The 18,735-nt window shown below is 61.1% G+C and carries 17 protein-coding genes and 1 pseudogene; 5 read left to right on the forward strand and 13 right to left on the reverse strand.

What is annotated here, in order from left to right; genetic code table 11:
- Positions 1-140 precede the first annotated feature (140 nt).
- Entirely contained in the window at positions 141-2,771 is a 2,631-nt protein-coding gene (locus tag OP10G_RS14365) for an alpha-L-rhamnosidase (protein ID WP_025229741.1), read from the forward strand.
- On the opposite strand, the gene OP10G_RS14370 is transcribed toward OP10G_RS14365, so the two are convergent.
- From OP10G_RS14370 to argG, 7 genes and pseudogenes are all read right to left on the reverse strand, one after another.
- Complete coding sequence (locus tag OP10G_RS14370; RefSeq protein WP_025229740.1) at positions 2,768-3,508, reverse strand: SDR family NAD(P)-dependent oxidoreductase; 741 nt, start codon at positions 3,506-3,508, stop codon at positions 2,768-2,770. The genes OP10G_RS14365 and OP10G_RS14370 overlap by 4 nt on opposite strands.
- A gap of 564 nt (positions 3,509-4,072) precedes the next feature.
- Positions 4,073-4,798, reverse strand: a complete 726-nt coding sequence (locus OP10G_RS14375) for an MIP/aquaporin family protein (RefSeq protein WP_038473157.1) — start codon at positions 4,796-4,798, stop codon at positions 4,073-4,075.
- Positions 4,798-5,547 carry a metallophosphoesterase family protein gene (locus tag OP10G_RS14380; RefSeq protein WP_025229738.1) on the reverse strand — a complete coding sequence of 250 codons (750 nt, stop codon included), beginning with the start codon at positions 5,545-5,547 and terminating at the stop codon, positions 4,798-4,800. The genes OP10G_RS14375 and OP10G_RS14380 overlap by 1 nt, the downstream gene beginning before the upstream one ends.
- Entirely contained in the window at positions 5,547-5,909 is a 363-nt protein-coding gene (locus OP10G_RS14385) for an ArsR/SmtB family transcription factor (protein WP_025229737.1), read from the reverse strand. Before OP10G_RS14385 ends, OP10G_RS14380 begins: the two co-directional genes overlap by 1 nt.
- A gap of 140 nt (positions 5,910-6,049) precedes the next feature.
- Positions 6,050-6,931, reverse strand: a complete 882-nt coding sequence (locus OP10G_RS14390; protein WP_038475358.1) for an arsenite methyltransferase — start codon at positions 6,929-6,931, stop codon at positions 6,050-6,052.
- A gap of 29 nt (positions 6,932-6,960) precedes the next feature.
- On the reverse strand, positions 6,961-7,296 hold the full coding sequence (locus OP10G_RS14395; RefSeq protein ID WP_227624930.1) for an ArsR/SmtB family transcription factor: 336 nt from the start codon (positions 7,294-7,296) through the stop codon (positions 6,961-6,963).
- Between the two features lie 164 nt (positions 7,297-7,460).
- A pseudogene (argG, locus tag OP10G_RS14400) lies at positions 7,461-8,780 on the reverse strand (argininosuccinate synthase); the annotation flags it as partial.
- Positions 8,781-8,954: 174 nt separating this feature from the next.
- Here argG and OP10G_RS14405 point away from each other — a divergent pair.
- On the forward strand, positions 8,955-9,464 hold the full coding sequence (locus OP10G_RS14405; protein WP_227624932.1) for a Uma2 family endonuclease: 510 nt from the start codon (positions 8,955-8,957) through the stop codon (positions 9,462-9,464).
- A gap of 4 nt (positions 9,465-9,468) precedes the next feature.
- Here OP10G_RS14405 and uvrC read toward each other — a convergent pair whose 3' ends face one another.
- Both uvrC and OP10G_RS14415 read right to left on the reverse strand, forming a co-directional pair.
- Entirely contained in the window at positions 9,469-11,418 is a 1,950-nt protein-coding gene (uvrC, locus tag OP10G_RS14410) for an excinuclease ABC subunit UvrC (RefSeq protein WP_025229733.1), read from the reverse strand.
- A 47-nt stretch (positions 11,419-11,465) separates the two neighbouring features.
- Complete coding sequence (locus tag OP10G_RS14415; RefSeq protein ID WP_025229732.1) at positions 11,466-11,669, reverse strand: hypothetical protein; 204 nt, start codon at positions 11,667-11,669, stop codon at positions 11,466-11,468.
- A gap of 126 nt (positions 11,670-11,795) precedes the next feature.
- Between OP10G_RS14415 and OP10G_RS14420 the strand changes: the two genes are divergently transcribed.
- Positions 11,796-12,335: a peroxiredoxin family protein gene (locus OP10G_RS14420; RefSeq protein ID WP_227624934.1), complete on the forward strand. Its 540-nt coding sequence runs from the start codon at positions 11,796-11,798 to the stop codon at positions 12,333-12,335.
- On the opposite strand, the gene OP10G_RS14425 is transcribed toward OP10G_RS14420, so the two are convergent.
- Together OP10G_RS14425 and OP10G_RS14430 are read right to left on the reverse strand one after the other, a co-directional pair.
- Positions 12,307-13,581 carry a 3-deoxy-D-manno-octulosonic acid transferase gene (locus tag OP10G_RS14425; protein ID WP_025229730.1) on the reverse strand — a complete coding sequence of 425 codons (1,275 nt, stop codon included), beginning with the start codon at positions 13,579-13,581 and terminating at the stop codon, positions 12,307-12,309. The genes OP10G_RS14420 and OP10G_RS14425 overlap by 29 nt on opposite strands.
- A 183-nt stretch (positions 13,582-13,764) precedes the next feature.
- Positions 13,765-14,661, reverse strand: a complete 897-nt coding sequence (locus tag OP10G_RS14430; RefSeq protein ID WP_025229729.1) for a phosphoribosylaminoimidazolesuccinocarboxamide synthase — start codon at positions 14,659-14,661, stop codon at positions 13,765-13,767.
- A gap of 733 nt (positions 14,662-15,394) precedes the next feature.
- On the opposite strand from OP10G_RS14430, the gene OP10G_RS14435 reads away from it, so the two are divergent.
- Entirely contained in the window at positions 15,395-16,024 is a 630-nt protein-coding gene (locus tag OP10G_RS14435; RefSeq protein ID WP_025229728.1) for a cytochrome P460 family protein, read from the forward strand.
- Between the two features lie 99 nt (positions 16,025-16,123).
- Here the strand turns inward: OP10G_RS14435 and purE are convergent, their stop codons facing one another.
- Positions 16,124-16,600, reverse strand: coding sequence for a 5-(carboxyamino)imidazole ribonucleotide mutase (gene purE, locus OP10G_RS14440; RefSeq protein WP_038473160.1), 477 nt, complete (start codon positions 16,598-16,600; stop codon positions 16,124-16,126).
- A gap of 69 nt (positions 16,601-16,669) precedes the next feature.
- On the opposite strand from purE, the gene OP10G_RS14445 reads away from it, so the two are divergent.
- On the forward strand, positions 16,670-17,956 hold the full coding sequence (locus OP10G_RS14445) for a Y-family DNA polymerase (RefSeq protein WP_025229726.1): 1,287 nt from the start codon (positions 16,670-16,672) through the stop codon (positions 17,954-17,956).
- 238 nt (positions 17,957-18,194) lie between these two features.
- Here OP10G_RS14445 and OP10G_RS14450 read toward each other — a convergent pair whose 3' ends face one another.
- Positions 18,195-18,701: an S-layer homology domain-containing protein gene (locus tag OP10G_RS14450; RefSeq protein WP_025229725.1), complete on the reverse strand. Its 507-nt coding sequence runs from the start codon at positions 18,699-18,701 to the stop codon at positions 18,195-18,197.
- Positions 18,702-18,735 lie beyond the last annotated feature (34 nt).

The following is an 18,735-nucleotide window of genomic DNA, read 5'->3' on the forward strand; positions in this document are numbered from 1 at the left end:
TCCAACCGTCGGGCTGAACATCGGCACCGCGTAGATGCTACGCTCGCGGGCTCGCTGACAAAAGCTTTGACGGGCAACTTAGCCTCTAGCGGAGAGGGTTGGCATTGGACAGGCCGCCCGTGCCACGCTAGACAAACCTCATGACTCCTGTCCGCCTTCGAACTGAATACCGAGAGAACCCTCTCGGCCTCGACATTGCCATTCCCCGCCTCTTTTGGCAGCTTCAATCGGACCGGAATGGTGCTCGGCAGACGGCATATCAGATCCAAGCCGGAACATCGCCCGGTGCGGCGGACCTCTGGGATAGCGGGAAGGTGGAATCGTCCACGTCCATCCATATTCCTTATGAAGGAGCATCGGTCGGATCGCTGTCGCGGATTTGGTGGCGGGTTCAGGTGTGGGATGAGGCGGGTGAGGCGTCGGGTTGGAGCGAGCCATCGTTTTGGGAGACCGGGCTGCCGCCCGAGGAGTGGAGTTCCAGGTGGATCCAGGACCTGCCGATGGGCGGACCGAGGACGACCGGACCGGCGCCGTTCCTACGGACCGAGATTCAGCTCGAGAAGCCGGTGAAAGAGGCCCGCTTGGTGGCCACCGCGCTAGGGCTGTACGAATTCCGAATCAACGGCGAGCGAGTGGGAGACGACTACTTCGCGCCAGGTTGGACCGACTACAACAAGCGGGTCCAGTATCAGGTGTACGACGTCACCGGGCTCGTGCAGACGGGAGCGAACGCGCTCGGCGCAATCCTCGGCGACGGTTGGTACTGCGGACACGTGGAGTGGCGGGGCCGGCAGCTTTATGGGGATCGGCCGAAGCTCCGCGCACAGCTCCTTGTGCGTTATGAGGATGGATCGGAAGAGGTTTTCGGAACCGACGCCTCCTGGCGCGCCAGCTTCGGGCCGATCTTGGAGAGCGACATGCTCATGGGCGAGAGCTACGACGCCCGCCGAGAATTGGGGGGGTGGGATCGCCCGGAGTACCACGACGACGGATGGCGCGCCGTCGAGGAGGTCGACCTCCAAGCGAATCTCGTCGGCATGGTGGGGCCGACCGTCAAATCTACGCAAGAGTTGGAGCCGGTCGACGAGCCGAAGGAGATGGCGAAATGGCCAAGGCCCGATTTCCTGTTCGACCTCGGCCAAAACATGGTTGGCCGCGTGCGCCTTCGCGTAAAGGGAGAGGCGGGGAAGACGGTTCGGCTCCGGTTCGGCGAGATCTTGGACGAGAAGGGGCATCTATACACCGACAACCTTCGATCTGCCAAGCAAACCGACAACTACACATTGAAAGGGGACCCGGAGGGCGAGGTCTGGGAGTCGCGCTTCACATTCCACGGGTTTCGTTATGTGGAGCTCGGCGGCGACGTGGAGAAGCCAGGGCGTGACGCGATTACGGGCATCGTCATGCATTCCGATACGCCGAAAACCGGCGATTTCGTGTGCTCGGACGAGTTGGTAAACCAGCTCCAGCGAAATATCGACTGGGGACAGCGAGGGAACTTCGTCGACATTCCCACCGACTGCCCGCAACGGGACGAGCGACTTGGTTGGACGGGAGATGCCCAGGTTTTTGTCCGGACCGCCGCCTTCAACCGCGACGTGGCCGGGTTCTTCACGAAATGGCAGAACGACCTGAAGGATTCTCAATCGGAAATAGGCGAAATCCCGCCCACCGCCCCGAACACCAATGCGGTCGGCGCCGATGGCGGGCCAGCGTGGGCCGACGCGGTGATGATCTGTCCCTGGACGATCTATCTATGTTACGGCGATAAGGCTCTACTCGCGGAGCACTACGACTCCATGAAAGAGTACGTAGACTTCCTGGAGAAGGACAGCCACGATCTGATTCGCAGCCATCCCGACAAGAAGGGTTTCCATGGATTCGGTGACTGGCTCTCCACGAAAGCGGAGACGCCGAACGACCTGATCGGCACCGCATTCCTCGTCTATTCGTCTCGCCTGATGGCGAAGATCGCCGGCGTGCTCGGGCATGGAGACGATGTCGCCCGTTATGACGATCTGGCAAACCGCGCGAGGGAAGCATTTCTCCGCCGGTTTGTGTCGCCGGAGGGGTACATCGTTGCGAACACCCAAACCGCCTACGTGCTGGCGCTCCACTTCGATCTACTTCCGATGGAGCTGCGCCCAACCGCGCTTCAGGCGCTCGTCGACGATGTGGGGCGGAGTGGTTGGCACCTCTCCACTGGCTTCGTCGGCACGCCGTATATTTCGCGGGTGCTCAGCGACAATGGGCGTTTGGATGTGGCGTACAAGCTGCTTCTGCAAGAGAGCTGGCCATCGTGGCTTTACTCGGTAACTCAGGGAGCTACTACGATATGGGAGCGATGGGACGGCTGGACCCATGACAAGGGGTTCCAAGACGTTGGGATGAACTCGTTCAACCACTACGCCTATGGCGCGATCGGAGCATGGCTATATGCCGTGGTTGCGGGAATCGACGTCGACGAGGCGCGTCCCGGTTACGAGCACATCGTCCTTCGACCGCGTCCGGGCGGAGGGCTTACTCAGGCAAAGGGTGCGCTAGCTTCGACTCACGGCCTTATCGAAAGCGCTTGGAAGATCGAGGATGGCTCCTGGATCTGGGAGGTTCTGGTTCCGGCGAACTGTACCGCGACAGCCTATGTACCGTGCGGCGACCCGGAGCGGGTAATCCTGCCCGAGGGAAGCGCGTTGACGAACGTCGCAAACGGCGAAGTCCAAGTTGAGCTCCCGTCGGGAAGCCACCGATTCGAAGTCAAGGACTGGGCCTAGCGTAAGGTCCAGCCGCCGTCCACGAGGAGGGTTGCCCCGGTAATAAGGCGGGCCGCGGGAGAACATAGGAACGTCACCGCTCCGGTGACGTCTTCCACTTCGCCGATTCGTCCCATCGGGATCATGTCGAGCACGTGCCGCTCAAAATCCGCATCGGCAAGGGCGGGCCGGGTGCCGGGGGTGCGAATGAAGGTCGGGGCGACGCAATTCACCCGAATGTGCGGAGCCCACTCGACGGCCAGGCACTTGGTGAGATGGGCGACCGCCGCTTTCGCGGCGCAGTAGACGCTCTCCGTAGGCAGCGCCACCGCTCCGGCTTGGCTCCCGATATTGACGATCGAGCCGCCACCCTGGGCCAGCATCGCTCGCCCGACCGCTTGGGACGTGAAGAACGTGCCCTTCAGGTTGGCATCGCAGATCCAGTCGAACATTTCTTCCGTCACGTCGAGCGCGGCGGCGATCCGGCCTCCGCCGGCATTGTTGATCAGGACGTCGATCTGCCCGAACCCGTCGAGAGCTTCGGCGACGGCGGCATCGATTTGGCTCTTGTGCAGCACGTCCATCTGGAGCGGCATCGCCCGGCGACCCAGAGCTTCTATCTCGGCGATTAGCCCATCGTCTTTCGTCCGGTCCCGGAATCCTAAGGCCAGGTCATAGCCCTCGTTTGCAAGCGCAAGCGCGCACCCCCGCCCGATCCCCCGCGCGGCCCCGGTAACGAGGGCAACTTTGTTCGCCATAGGTTGAACCTACCTGAGGGGGCTAGCGGTTGGCGGTTAGCCGTTCCAGTCCGATCCCTCCCGACGCGCCGTCGGGCAGGGTCCGACCTTTGGTCGGGCTAATCCAGACGCGGGTGTTTAGGTTTCCATCCCTCCAACTCACCTCCTCTTAGCGAACGGGACCTTGAAGGATTAGACCGCCATTTCAAGGCTATTCGTGGTCGGGGTTCTCTCGACCAGCGCTTCGCGCTTTCAGCGCTGATTCGGGCGAGACGCCCGGGGTCCGGGAAGCGGACGGGACGTCCGCGCTCCGGCGGCTTCTGACATTGCTAGGCTGATGTCGCCGCTTTCAGGGCGCTGAGGTTTGGTCGGCTCGGTACCAGGGTTACGCTTCGCTTTGAGACAATGCGCCTTCAGCGCTGGTTTAGGATCTGCGCCTGGAGTCCTTCAATCGTGAGGCTTAGCGGGCGGGCGAATGTCATGCCACGAAAGGGGTCCGGGAAACGGGTTGGATACTTTCGGTCGCCGCTTTGGGCCCGGCGATCTTCTCCGACTCAAGGGCGCTTCATTTCTGTGTCGATAGCGTTAATGAATGCCTTCTTGCCTTACCTTCTCTAGGGCGAGTTCGAGGTCGTTAGGCGCGCCTTGGCCGTGTTCGTCGCCGCCTCTGATCGCCTCGTAGACGAGAGCGGCGAGGCAGGCGCCTATTACGGGACCCACAAGGTAGGGCCAGTAGGCGGCGAGGGCGGGACCTCCGGCGAAGAGAGCGGGAGCGAGAGATCGGGCGGGGTTCATCGAGCAGCCGGTCAGCGGGCCGCCGAAAAGGCCGCACAGGGCTACCGCCATCCCAATGGCGAGTCCAGGAACCGCTCCGTTGGCGCGCCGATCGGTGGCCACGGAGATGATCACCAACATCAGAAAGAACGTAAGCGTCGCCTCAATGCCGAGGCACCGGGCCAGGTCCACCGTCGGCTGGGTCGCGCCGAACCCCACTGCTTTTGCCAAGCCGCCAAAGAGAACCGCGTGGAGCCCGCTTGCGGCGAGGGCGCCCGCGAGCTGAGAGGCGACATAGGTGGGAACGTACCGCCAGGGGAACCGCTTGGCGACCGCGAACGCCACCGTGACGGCCGGGTTGAAGTGGGCGGCGGAGATGTGTCCCAACGCGTAGATCGATGCGGCGACCACGAGGCCGAAGACCGCGTTAACCATCAGGTGGGCGGCGGGCTGGCCGGCGAGCGAAGCGATCGCGCCGCACCCGAAGAAGACGATGGCGAATGTGCCCAGCCCCTCCGCGACATATCGGCGCCACATCACTTCGACGCCACCTGCCCGCCCGTTCGAAGGTATTCGGCGAAGTACTCGGGAAGACCGGCTTCCACGAGCCTCGAGCACGCGAGTTCGACGTCGTAATCTACGCGTATCTGTTCGCTCGTTACCGACTCTGCGTCCAGCGTAAGGGCGCAGTAGCCCGCGCGCGCGTCTCCGTCCTTCGGCCTCCCCACGCTGCCGGTGTTGATGAAGTGCACCCCGTCTACCTCCCGATGGAACGGGACATGGGTGTGCCCAAAGACGATAACGTCCGCTTGCGCGTCGGCCTTGCCGCCGGACGTGAATTGGCGCAGGTACCCGTCGGAGCGGTTCTCGAAGAGATATTCCGTGGTCTCTCGCGGCGAGCCGTGGCAAAGGAGAACGCGAAGTCCGTTCACCACGAGCCGGATCTCACGGGGCAGTTCTCTGAGCCAAGCCTTTCGTTCGGGGGCGGTGTGCTCTCTCGTCCACAGGAATGAAACGTTCGACATTTCGATGTCGAACGGCTTCACGTAGTGGCAGCCGCAATTCTCTTTTTCAAAGCCGACCCCCTCGTCGTAATTGCCCAGGATGGTGGGGCATCCCATCGCCATTACTTCGTCCTGAACTTCGTTCGGCTGGCTCGCGTACCCGCCGAGGTCGCCGAGGCAATAAACGGCGTCGTAGCCCGCGGACTCGATGTGGGCTCGCACCGCCTGCGTGGCGGGGAGATTGGCGTGGATGTCGGAAAAGATGGCCAGTCGCGTTTTCATCAGCAGCCGGCCTCGCAATCGCACGATGCCGGTTCGCCAAGGTAGGCAGCCAGCTTGGCTACGGCGGCCCGGTTAACGTCGCAGACCATGAATTTGCCTCGCTTCTCAACGGTGATGAGCCCCGCGTCCTTTAGCTCGTTAAGGTGAAACGAAATGGTCGAGTTGACCTTTTCCTTCCCTGTGATATGGCAGCAGACTTCGCCGAACGAGGGGCCTTGGACCGGGTGCACATCCCCTTCCTCACCAACGGCAACGGCGCCGCACCGTTGTCTGAGGAAGTCGAGGATCTGCACGCGCGTCTTGTCGCCGAGCGCCTTGAACATGCGGGCACGCTGGGCCGACGCATCTTCCACAAGGGTCATGCGACGAGTGTAGCAGAACGTTTCGACATTCCTAGCAACGTAGTGTTAAGGCTGCGTTACCGGCGCTTTGCATATCTCCCTCACCAACCTGTTCAAGGTTGGTGAGGGAGATAGGGACGTTACTCGGTGCCGCCATGAAGTCAGGGCTTGGTCGCCCGGATAAAGGCGCCCATGATTCGGCCATCAAGGGCTTCGCGTTCTTCCGGCGTGAGTTCTTCGATTGCCGAGGCGGCAATCGCTGAGACCTCGAGGTCGGAGAAGCGATAGCGGCGGGTAGGTTCGATCCCGCGGTCGACGAATCCGGCGGCGGCGAGCTTATCGAGGTATTCCTCTTTCTCGAGCGCGCCGGCAACGCATCCCACGTAAGCCTCCATGTCCCGCCGCACGGCATCGGGAATGTGCCCGTCGACGACCACGTCGGAGACGGCGAAGCGGCCGCCGGGCCGTAGAACCCGGAACGCTTCGCGAATCACCTGATCTTTGTTTGCCGAGAGATTGATGACGCAGTTCGAGACGATCACGTCGACCGAGTCGTCGGGGAGCGGGATCTCTTCGATATGCCCCTTGAGGAAGCGGACATTTTCCGCACCGGCTTCGGCGCGGTTCCGCTCGGCAAGGGCGAGCATTTCGTCCGTCATGTCGAGCCCGTACACAAACCCGGTGGGACCCACGCGTCGGGCGGAAAGGAGGACATCGATGCCGCCTCCGCTCCCGAGGTCGAGAACGGTCTCACCTTCCTTTAGCTGCGCGAGCGCAGTCGGGTTGCCGCAACCCAGCGAAGCGAGGAGGGCCGCTTCGGGGATTTCGGACGCTTCCGTGTCCGAATATAGATTGCCGGAAATCGTGTCGCTATCGCTGCAGCAGGAGCCCTTGTCGGTAGTCGATCCGCAGCAAGTCTCGGCAGGGGCCGAACCGCAGCACGTGGCCGCGTTGCCGCTGAGGACGCGCAGGGCGGCCTCTCCGTATCGTTGCCGCACGAGGTCTTGCACATCCTCGCGGGTTGTCAAGTCGTTGGTAGCCATTTTTCTAAGTTCCTTTTGGGTGATTTCCATTAGCGGCAGCCGCCGCTATCGTCGGTGAAGTAATCCGCGAGCCTGGCCAAGACTTCGCGGTCGATGCCGCACACCATATTCTTGCCCCGGCGCTCCATGGTGATGAGCCCCGCGTTGCGGAGCTCTTTGAGGTGAAAGCTGACGGTAGAGGTGATCTTTTCCGATCCCGTTACCGAGCAGCAAACCTCGCCCACCGTGGGTCCCTCGACCGGCCGCACCTCGCCTTCCTCGCCAACGGCCACGGGGCAGCAGCAGTTGCGAAGGAAATTGAAGATGCGGAGCCGCGTCGGATCCCCGAGCGCCTTGAACATGGCCCCTTCATCGTTGTGGTCCACGAGAGCATCATAGCATACAGTTCTAGAAATATAGAAATGTTTGTGAGGCGTGAGGCGTGAGGCGTGAGGCGTGAGGCGTGAGGCGTGAGGCGTGAGGCGTGAGCTAGTTTTTGTGCTTTACCCTTTCCTTCGCGCTTCACGCCTGAAGAAGCCCAGCCCTACTCCTCGCCCATGCCGAGCGAAGGGATGCCGCCCGGGCCCAAGGCGTGCTGGGTGGCGTAGTCGAGGAGTTTGGCGCGGGTGTCTTGGATGTCCAGGTTGCGCATCGAAAGTTGACCAATGCGGTCCTCAGGGCCAAATTCCGACTCTCCGCTCTCCATGCTCAGCTTCTCCGGGTGGTAGGCAAGACCGGGGCCGGTCGTGTCGAGGATGGAGTAATCGTCCCCACGACGGAGCTCCAGAGTGACTTCTCCAGTTACGAGGCGTCCGACCCAGTTTTGGATCGACTCGCGAAGCATGAGCGCCTGGGGGTCGAACCAGCGTCCCTCGTACAGCAGCCGCCCGAGACGTCGGCCGTTCGCCCGGTAGTTTTCGATTGTGCCTTCGTTGTGGATCGCGTTCAGCAGCCGCTCGTAGGCGGCGAAGAGGAGCGCCATTCCGGGCGCCTCGTAGATTCCGCGGCTCTTCGCTTCGATGATCCGGTTCTCGATCTGGTCGCTGCAACCGAGGCCGTGCCGGCCGCCGATCTCGTTCGCCTTCATGACGAGGGCGACCTGGTCGTCGAAAGCCTGTCCGTTAATCGTGACCGGCCATCCATTTTGGAAGCCGATCCGGACCTCTTCGGCCTTGATCTCAACCGAGGAATCCCAGAACTTGGCGCACATGATCGGCTCCACGATCCGCATTCCTTTCGAAAGGAGCTCCAGATCCTTAGCCTCGTGAGTCGCGCCCCAGATGTTGGCGTCGGTGGAGTAAGCCTTCTCAGTGCTGGCTCGGTACGGGAGCTTTCGGGCTTGTAGCCACTCGCTCATCTCCTTGCGTCCGCCAAGCTCGGTGACGAAGGCACGGTCGAGCCACGGTTTGTAGATTTTGAGATCCGGATTCGCCAGGAGTCCGTAGCGGTAGAAACGCTCGATGTCGTTTCCCTTGTAAGTGCTTCCGTCGCCCCAGATGTTGACTCCGTCCTCAGCCATGGCGCGCACGAGCATCGTGCCGGTGACGGCGCGTCCGATCGGGGTGGTGTTGAAATAGGTTTTGCCCGCGCTGGTGATGTGGAAGGCGCCGCACTGGAGGGCAATCAGCCCCTCGCGCACCATTTCCGCTCGGCAATCGACCAAGCGGGCCTCCTTGGCCCCGTATTCCTTAGCGCGGCCCGGTACGCCGTCGACGTCGGTCTCGTCGTACTGGCCAAGTAGGCCCGTGTAGCAGTAGGGAATGGCGCCCTTCTCTCGCATCCAGGCAACGGCAACGGAGGTATCGAGCCCCCCAGAAAAGGCGATGCCGACGCGTTCGCCGACGGGCAACTCGGTAAGAATCCGTGACATGGGGCGGATAAGAGGGTACCCCTTTCAAGGGCGGAGGGCGGAGGGCGGAGGGCGGAGGGCAGAAGGCGGAAGGCGGAAGGCGGAAGGCGATCGTAGCGTCGGCGCCCTCGCCGATGATCCGGGCGGCAGTACGCCGGACGGGAAGTCAAAGGGTGAAGGCGTAGAATTAAGGGCATGATGGGCGCGGCGAATCCGGTGGAACTTTTAGAGCGCCTCATGTTGGCCGATCAATTCGGCGTGAAATTGGAGATCGTTCAAGGAAATCCGACGTGGGAGTTTTTCCCAGGACCGATCCATCAGGGAACGGTCGGTGACATCCATCGTAGCGTCAGGCCGCGTTCTGACTGCGAGCAAAATTACTTCTTCGCCTTGAGTGACGCCTACGTCCAGTTCAAGGACGGGTCGGTAAAGAGGCCGGACTTGATGGTTTTCTGCGAAAAGCCCGAACTCACAAGGCAGGCGTTGACGGTTATTCCCGAGGCGGTGGTCGAGGTGCTGTCGCCGGGGACGGAGAAAAAGGACCTCGATGTGGGCCCGCCGTTTTATCTGTCGCAAGGCGTGAAGGATGTCGTGGTGGTCAACCCGGAGACTCACGTCGTCTATCACATTCGCAAGGACGGAGCCCGGAGACTCGAGGGGCCGGTGACGATTCAGCTTGAATGCGGCTGTGAGCTAGACGCGTAAGGCGCTAGAGCTCCGCTAGAAAATCCTTCACCTTGACTGCCAACGCTTTCGTCATCGTTGGCACTGCCGCCAGCTCGTCGGCGGTGGCGCGGCGGATCCCTTCTACCGAACCGAAGGTGCGGAGTAGGAGCCGCTTTCGCCGGGGGCCGACGCCGGGGATCTCGTCGAGAGAAGATCCGCCGAACTTCTTGTCTCTCAGCTTGCGGTGATAGGTGAGGGCGAAGCGGTGGGCTTCATCGCGCAGCTTTCTCAAAAGCATGAGCCCCGGAGACGTAAGCGGTAGCTCGACCTCCCGGAAACCGTAGGTCTTCGGCGCCGGGCGGTCGTAAGAATAGGGAGTATCGGCAGGGGGAGGAGCGGCGAGCGCCGCCTCCATCTCCCGGATATCGGAGAGCAATTCGCCGGCGGGCTCGACCGGGACGTAGATCAGCTCGTGGCGTTTGGCAAGCCCTACCATCGGAACCGTCAAACCTAGGTCGTCCCGCGCCTTCAGGGCGGCCGCGAGCTGCCCCTTTCCACCGTCGACCATGATTAGATCGGGCAGCTTCTGGAATTTCTCGTCCCCGTCCACGTACGCCTTCAGGCGACGGGTGAGCACCTCGTGCATCATCGCAAAGTCGTTCGGGCTCTCCGGGTGATAGCGGATCTTGAATCGGCGGTATTCGTCTTTGGCGGCTTCTCCGTTCTCCGTAACGACCATCGAGCCGACCGGCGCGGTGCCTTGAATATTTGAGATGTCGTACCCTTCGATTCGGATGGGCGGCATATCGAGGCCGAGCGAATCCTGTAATTGCCCCATCGCTTCCTCTGCCCAGACCTCTTTCTGTTCGAGCTCTTGGGCGAACTGAGCCAGCGCTTGCTCGGCATTGGCGGCGGCCATGTCCACCAATCTTGCCTTTTCGCCCGTCTGGGGCACTTCTACCGTGACCGCGCTTCCTTTCCGCTGGCGGAGCCAGGTTTGGACGATTCCGCGCTCCTCGATTTCCATCGGCAGCAGGATCTCGCGCGGCACGTCGGGAGAGTCGGCGTAGTACTGTTTCACGAACTCGCCGACCGCCTCGGATGGCTGAGCTTCGCTCGCGCCGTCTAGAACGAACTGTCGCTGCCCAATTAGCTTGCCGCCTCGGATGTAGAGCATCTGGATCGCGGCGCCGCGGTCGTCCTTCACTACTGCGATAACATCCTGATCGATTTGGTCGTTGTTCAAGACCTTTTGGCGCGAGAGGACGGTTTGGATGGCATTGAGCTGGTCGCGAATCTTGGCCGCTTTCTCAAAGTCGAGCTCCTCGGCCGCGGCTTCCATCTCCTTCTTGAGGTCCTCGACCATCATCTCCTCTTTTCCGCCAAGGAACCGCTCGACTTTGTCGAGGATCTTGCCGTATTCAGCCCGATCGCTCAGCCCGGCGCAGGGGCCCAGGCAGCGGCCAAGGTGGTAGTAGAGGCAGGGGCGCTGAACCGGCTCTCCGGTCCAACTTTTGCCGCAAGGGATGAGGGGGAACGTCTTGTGAAGAAGCTGTAGCGTGTCCCGTACCGCGTAGGCAGAAGGGTAGGGGCCGAAGTATTTGGCTTTGTCTTTTCGCACCCGCCGGGTGAACATGACACGGGGAAACTTCTCGTCGGTGACCGTGATGTAGGGGTACGACTTGTCGTCCCGCATCCGCACGTTGAAGGGCGGGCGGTGCTGCTTGATGAGGTTGCACTCGAGGACCAGCGCTTCGATCTCGGTGTCGACGACGATCCACTCGATGTCGCACACCTTGCGAACGAGCCGATCGATGCGCGGTCCGTGCTTGGCGGAGGATTGGAAATAACTGCGAACCCGGTTGCGGAGCAAGATCGCCTTACCGACGTAAAGCACGGAGCCGTGCTCGTCCTTGTAGATGTAGCAGCCGGGCTGCGCGGGGACGAGTTTGAGCTTTTCCTGAACCGCTTCGTTATTGTTTCGCTTCGCCACTATCTAAGGGTGTACGTATTTCTACCTTTCTTTGCACGGCCCCGAGTTCATTTACGTCGGGACGCGTGGCAAGAAGTGCAAGGAATTCCGGCTTGAACCGGATACTTGTGCCCACCGAGCTTCACCACCGCTTTTGCGATCGGTCCTGGAAAGGTGCTCTTCGCGCCCTTCGGGCTCTCAAAAAGGACGACCGCGGCCAGAATGGCCAAAGCGGCGGCGAGGGCGGCTCGGCGGTTCAACTGGCGTCCCATAACGTCATCCTAGCTGATCGCGGCGGGATCGAGAAATCGAACATTGACTCCATAAGGCAAGTCCCTGGAGATATGAAAGCTCACCGTCTAAGTTTCGTATCGACCGGGCTGTTGGCCTTTTGTCTGGTGGGCACGGCCACGGCCCAAGGGGTCACCGTAGGAAGCCGTCCGGCCAGGTTCAGCGCGATGACGATCGATGGAAGGCAGATTTTTATCCGGGATCTGCGAAATCAGGGAGCGCCGTTCTTCTTGTACTTCATCAACGACCGTGACAACCTCAGCAGCCGAGCTTCGACGGAAATTAATCGGATGGTTCGGGGCTACGGAAAAAGCAAGGCGAAGTGGTACGCGATCTCTAACGCCCCCGCCGACCGCGCTCGCTCCTATGTCGTCGAGTTCAAGCCGCCGTATCAGGTGTTGATGGACGACCATCTCAGTACGATTCAGGCTTTCGGCATTCAGAACGCGCCGGCAGTGGTAATGATCGACCGGGAAGGAAAGGTCGCCAAGATATGGAAAGGGTTTAGCGGTCCGATGCTCAAAGACTTGAATCGAACGGTTGCCCGAGTGAACGGAAAACGGGTCCGCTGGTACGATTTCAGCCGGGCTCCGAGCGTGACGACTTTCGGGGAGCCATTTATCCAGTCTCGCCCCGGCGCCGGCTAACCTTGGGTGCTCGGGCTGCCTCGGCCGCGATCGCGGACGCATAGCGGCGGCTGGCGCCGGCGTTTCGTCGAACGATTTGCTGGGCGGCGACTCCAAGTTGGTCTTGTCGAGAACGATCCGCGAGGAGGTCGCGGATCGCGTTACGCAGCTCTTCGGGAGTCGAGGCGATGATCGTAGCGCCTCCTTCGTGCGCTTGAGCCGCCACGTCCCGAAAGTTCTGCATGTGAGGGCCGTGGATGACCGGTTTTCCGTGGGCCAGCGGTTGAATGATGTTCTGCCCGCCCAGGTCGGCGAACCCGCCGCCGATCACCACGATATCGGCAACCGAGTAGATCTTGGCCAGTTCGCCGTAGGTGTCGAGAATGAGAACTCTAGCGGGCGATAACCTCTCGTTTCGGGATCTCCGGGCAACGCCGGTTCCAAGGGTCTTCTCGAGATCGTCGCCCTTCTCCACGTGACGGGGAGCGATAACGATTTGGGCGTCGGACGGCAGGGCTTGGGTGACGAAATCGAACTCTTCCGCCCGAAGCGATCCCACCACCACCACGGGGATTGCCGGATCGATTCCTAACTCGCGCCGCCATATCGCTGGGTCGGCATCGAGCCCTTCGAGGGCCTGATCGAATTTGCTGTTACCAAGTACCTCGACTTCGCGCGCTCCCAGGAAGCGGATCCGCTCGGCGTCGGCGTCAGCTTGCATGAGGCAGCGATCCATGTCGCGCAATAGGGCGCGGTAGTAGAAGGGGAGTTTTTTCGAGCGGCGAAAGTTTTTGTCGCTGATTCGGCCGTTGATTAAAAGCGTTCGGGCGTCGAATGTTTTGGCCGCCCAAAGGAAGTTCATCCAGAGCTCGGTTTCCATGATTGCGACGACGTCGGGGCGTACCCGCTGCATGGCGGCAAGCTGGAAGCGCGCGACGTCGATCGGGAAGTAGACCAGGTAGTCGAAGAGTCCGGCGGCCTTCTCTCTCGCGGTTTGGTGGCCGCTGCTCGTGGTGACGCTGAGCACGATTTCGTGGTTCGGGAGTGCCTGTCGAAGCTCGGTGAGGATCGGCATCGAGGCGACGACTTCGCCCACCGACACGGCGTGAAACCAGATTCGCGGCCGGTCACCCCGTGGGGGAATGGTGTAGGAACCTTGGCGCTCCTTCCAATTCACTCCTTCGTTCCGCCGCCGGGCACGGAGCAGCATCCATGGGACCCAAATCGGGGCGAGGATGGTTAGGAGGAAGTTGTAAAGGATGAACATGCGCTGGGTTGGCAGTTAGCAGTTAGCGGGAGCGAGGGGGCGCGTTTTCGTACACAACTGTATATATGAATGGCATTTGTACGAAAACGCTTTGTTGAAGTGGGCGCAAAGATCGTGGAAGTGGTTGACGAGCTGAGCCGCCCAAATTACTTGAGCTCATCGGCTGGGAGCCGATGCTACGGATTATTGGGCGCCGAAGGTCTGGCCGGTGAGGCGTTCGAAGGCCTCTACGTACTTGGCCCGGGTTCGGTCTACGATTTCGGGGGGGAGAGTGGGGCCGGGGGGGCGCTTGTCCCAGTCGATGGTCTCCAGGTAGTCGCGGACGAACTGCTTATCGTAGCTGGCCTGGGACTTGCCGGGGAGATATGCGTCCGCATTCCAGAAACGGGACGAGTCGGGGGTGAGGGCTTCGTCGATCCAAATGATTCCATTCGCGGTACGGCCAAACTCGAATTTCGTGTCGGCGAGGATAATCCCACGAGCGAGCGCATGGTCGGAGGCGCGCTGGTAAATCTCCAGCGTCTTTTCGCGCACGAACTCGGCGGCTTCGCGTCCGACAAGATCGACCGCTTTGTCGAATGAGATGTTTTCGTCGTGGCCTTCTTGGGCCTTGGTCGCGGGGGTGAAGATCGGCTCCGGGAGCCGCTCGGAATCGACGAGGCCGGGTGGGAGATCTAAGCCGTGGACTTTGCCGCCTTGCGCCCGGTATTCCTTGAATAGCGATCCGGTGATGTAGCCGCGGGCGACACACTCGATCGGCAACGGCTCCGCCTTGCGAGCAATGGTTGCCCGTCCGGCGAGCTCGGGCTGGGGCTGTTTACAACGTGCCTGGATGTCGGATTCGCTCACGGAAATGACGTGGTTGGGGCAGACGTCGCCGAACTGCTCGAACCAGAAGGCGCTCATTTGGTTGAGGATGCGCCCCTTGTCCGGAATCCCGTTGGCCATGACACAGTCGAAAGCGGAGATTCGGTCGGTGGCGACGATCAGGAGTTCATTGCCGAGGTCGTAGACCTCGCGAACCTTTCCGATTCTGGCGGGCGGGAGACCAAACACGGCCGTGTGCAGGAGTTCGGGCATCAACGCAATCGTACCGCCATGGCCTCTTGGCGGTTGAAATCGCCACGGGGGCAATGGTCCACCTCCTGTCCGTTTCGTTTGAACCCGCCAAATTGCAGAAAGTAACGGAGGGACGGTGATGGTTTATGTGATGCCGCCGCTTTCAGGGCTCGGAAGGTTTGGTCGCCTCTTACCAGGGCTCCGCTTCGCTGTGCCCTTCGCTTTGAGATGGCGCCTTCGAGGCTGGCTTGGGACGTCCGTTGGTGGCACAGCAAATTCATCCACCATCGTGAGCTGGTTGGCGGCGATGGGCATGGCGAGCCCGGTCTGATGGTCACCAACAAAATAGATTGACAATCCAGGTTCACCCGTAGTCCGGGGATTTATCGCCGGAGGAGCCTTGAACCGCGGCTAAAGCCACGGACTACGGGTGAAATTTGGCAGGGAAACGTAAACGTAAACGTAAACGTAATTTGTGAATGACCATGAGACCGGCGGTCCGTTGAGCCAAGACCGTCGAATATCAAGCATCAAGCATCACTTTCCGGACTCCCTCACCCCCAACCCCCTCTCCCTCGTTCGGCACGAACCATCCGAAGGAGGGAGAGGGGGCTCCGGAGAACTCGTTCTTTGGGTTTTCTTGAGCCGTCTGGTCGACCTTTCGGGGCTGTTAGTAGTTACGAGCCAGCCTGGGGGTGCTCGACTTCGTCGTAAGATTAAATCATCTTATTGGCTTTGACGGTCTACTACTGATATGCGGGCGATCTTTGCGATGGTGGGGTGCGGGGTGCTGGCGGCAGGAATGGCGCCGATGAGGCAACAATCGGCGGCGAAAGACTCGGAGGGCGTTCGGCAGGAGATTGGCTCCTATCGGACGTGGCAGTGCGTCACGCCGAGGCCGGTGGATATGACGCCTTCAATCGCCATGAGCTGCATTGGTCCGGCGACGTGGGATCGATCCCCAAATCCGCACTTCCAGTACGTATTCAAGGTGTATGTCAACCAACTCGGCAAGGCGGCGTTAGCAGACCCGAAGCATGGTCCGTTTCCGGTCGGATCGATCATCGTTAAGGAGAAGTACGAGGTTCGGCAGGGGCAGGATAGGTGGCGTGAGCGGGAATTGCCAAAAGGGGCCAAGCCGGTCCTGTTGACGGCGATGATCAAGCGTCCGAACGGCTTTGATCGGGCGAATGGGGATTGGCAATACATGGCCCTGTCGGGAGACATGAAGAGCCGGTCGACGACCGGGATCTCTTACTGCAGCGCGTGCCATGCGACGCAGGTGAAACACGACTACGTGTTCGGAAGCTATCTTCCGGCTCGATTTGGGACTCAGGAGGGGCGGTTTATTCCGATCAAAGGTCTCGGCGGTCGTAGCCGGTGAGGGCGGGTGTACTTTGTACACCGGGCGCAGGTACGAGCCAACCTGCGGCTACACGGCTTCGGCGTAGGGAGGCCGGTCCGGAGATCAGTCCGTGCGACGTTATGTGGGGGACCAATCTTTTTTTACGGCAACGTTCATTTCCGCCACGTGGTCGCGGAGTCGCGCTTCGAAGGCGGTGAGGGCGTCGGCGAGGCGGGTGTCGGTGGCGCCGAGGATGCGGATGGCGAGGAGGCCGGCGTTTCGGCCGTTTCCGATCGCGACGGTGGCGACGGGGATTCCGGCCGGCATTTGTAGGATGGAGTAGAGCGAATCTACGCCGGACAGGGCTCGGGTTTGTACCGGGACGCCGATGACGGGCAGAGTGGTAAGGGACGCTACCATTCCGGGCAGGTGAGCGGCGCCTCCGGCGCCGGCGATGATCACCTTTAGGCCTCGGTCACGGGCGGAGCGCGCGTATTCGAACATGGCGTCCGGAGTTCGATGCGCCGAGACGACGCTCATTTCGTAGGAGACGCCGAATTCTTCCAAGGCGGTGGCCGCGGGGCTCATCGTCTCGAGATCGCTCTGACTGCCCATGATGATGCCGACTAGTGGACCCACGGACAGGAGATTACCGCGCCCCGGATTTGTTGTAAGATATGGGAGATGGTAGACGGACTTCTACCCATAGAGCGAAAGGAGCGCCCGCTTCAGTTTCTGTTCCTCGACTTGAACTCATATTTTGCTTCGGTCGAGCAACAGGAGCAGCCCAAATTGCGCGGCCGCCCGGTGGCGGTGGTACCGGTCGACGTCGACACCAGTTTTGTCATTGCCGCCAGCTACCAGGCGAAGGCGTTCGGAATCAAGACGGGCACGATGATCCGGGAGGCGAAGGAGCGATGTCCGGAGATCGCGATCGTGAAGGCGCGGCCTCAGGTGTATTTGGCTTATCACAAGCGGGTGATCGACGTGGCGGAGTCGGTACTTCCGATAGACGACGTGTGCAGCATCGACGAGATGCGGTTTCGGCTGTTGGGCACGGAGCGTACGCCGAAGGTCGCGGAGGAGATCGGGCGGGAAATGAAGCGCGCGATTCGGGCGGGAGTGGGGAGCGAGATGTCTTGCTCGGTCGGGATCGCACCGAACGCTTTTTTGGCGAAAGTGGGGACCGAGCTACAGAAGCCGGACGGGCTGGTGATCATTCGCGCGGACGATCTGCCGCATTGCCTTCATCCGCTCAAGCTGACCGACTTTCCGGGGATTAACAAGCGGATGGCGGCTCGGTTGAACGCGGCAGGGATCTTCTCTTCCGAACAGATGTGCGCGGCGTCTCGTCCGGACTTGCACCATGCGTTCGGGTCGATCGTGGGGGAGCGTTGGTGGTATCTGCTGCGGGGGTTCGACCTTGGGATCGACGTCCACGACCGCAAGACGTTGGGGCACTCGCACGTGCTGCCGCCTAACCTACGAAATGAGAAAGGGGCGTTCGAGGTGTTGTTACGCCTGCTGCAGAAGGCGAGCGCGCGGTTGCGGGCGACCGACCTTTGGGCCACGGCGATGGCGGTTTCGGTGAAGGGGTATCGGCGAAGCTGGCAGGCGAAGGTGCGGATGCCGGCGACGCAGGACACGGTGACGATGAACGAGCATCTGGCGGAACTGTGGGCCGATCACGACTTCGATATGCCGAGGCTCGTCGCGGTGACTTTTTACGAGCTCAGGAGCGAGGCGGAATTTACACCATCGCTTTTCACGCCGACGAAAGATCGGGCGAAGCTCAGTCACGCCGTAGACACGGTGAACAAGAAATTCGGAAAGCACAAGGTCTTTCTCGCCGGCATGGAGAAGGTGCGGCACACCGCCGACGAGAAGATCGCGTTCAACAAGACCTGGCTGTTCTCGGAAGGTAAGGGGGACAACGAGTGGGTCGACACCTTCCGGGGAGCCAGGGACTAGTCGTACTGAGGGTTCTGCAACCCGCTCCGGGGTCGGTTCGGACAGGCCTCTATTCCCCGGGTAGGAAACCCGGGGGCTAATTTTTGGCACCCTTCCAGGGTGGATGCTGGGAAATGAGCGTGTCGGTCTACTGTTCCTGAGGAACTTGCTTGGCCTTTTGGAGGCTTTGCGCAGGTACGAGCCAACCTGCGGCTACACGGCTTCGCCGTAAGATGCATTCTAAATGAGGCTTGACGGTCTACTTGCCGGCTTTGACCTTGCCGAGGTCCTCGTGCATCTGCTTGAGGTCGCTTCGAAGGCGGTGGAGCTGGTCGAATAGGTTCTTGAACGTCACGTTCAGGCCATCGATATCTTCGCGTTGGCTGCGCATTGCGGCGACGGAGAGGCGGAGGGTCTCGATTTGTTTAGCAAACTCGGTCGTTTCGGCTTTGGTGACTTCCGGGGTCTGAGCGGGTTTGGCCTTCAGGGTGTCGACTTGGGCCTGCAGGTCGCTTAGCTTGACTTGCTGCTGGCCGTAGAGGGCGCCGAGGGCGGCGGCCATTTCGAAGCGCGATGCCGGACGGCTGCCGCGGAATAGGCCGTCGGGATAGCCCTTCAGCACTCCGACTTTGAAAAGGTTGTCGACGGCGGAAAACGCCCAGTGGTCGCGGGGGACGTCGGCCGGGGCTCCGGATTGGCTCTGGGCAAGCGCGCTCGTCGCGAGCAGTGCGCCAAGCATAAGGGCAAGCGGCTTAATCTTTGTCATGGAGTTCCTCTACTTAACCTGACGAACGGAGCGG

Source organism: Fimbriimonas ginsengisoli Gsoil 348 (genome assembly GCF_000724625.1).
Lineage (GTDB): Bacteria > Armatimonadota > Fimbriimonadia > Fimbriimonadales > Fimbriimonadaceae > Fimbriimonas > Fimbriimonas ginsengisoli.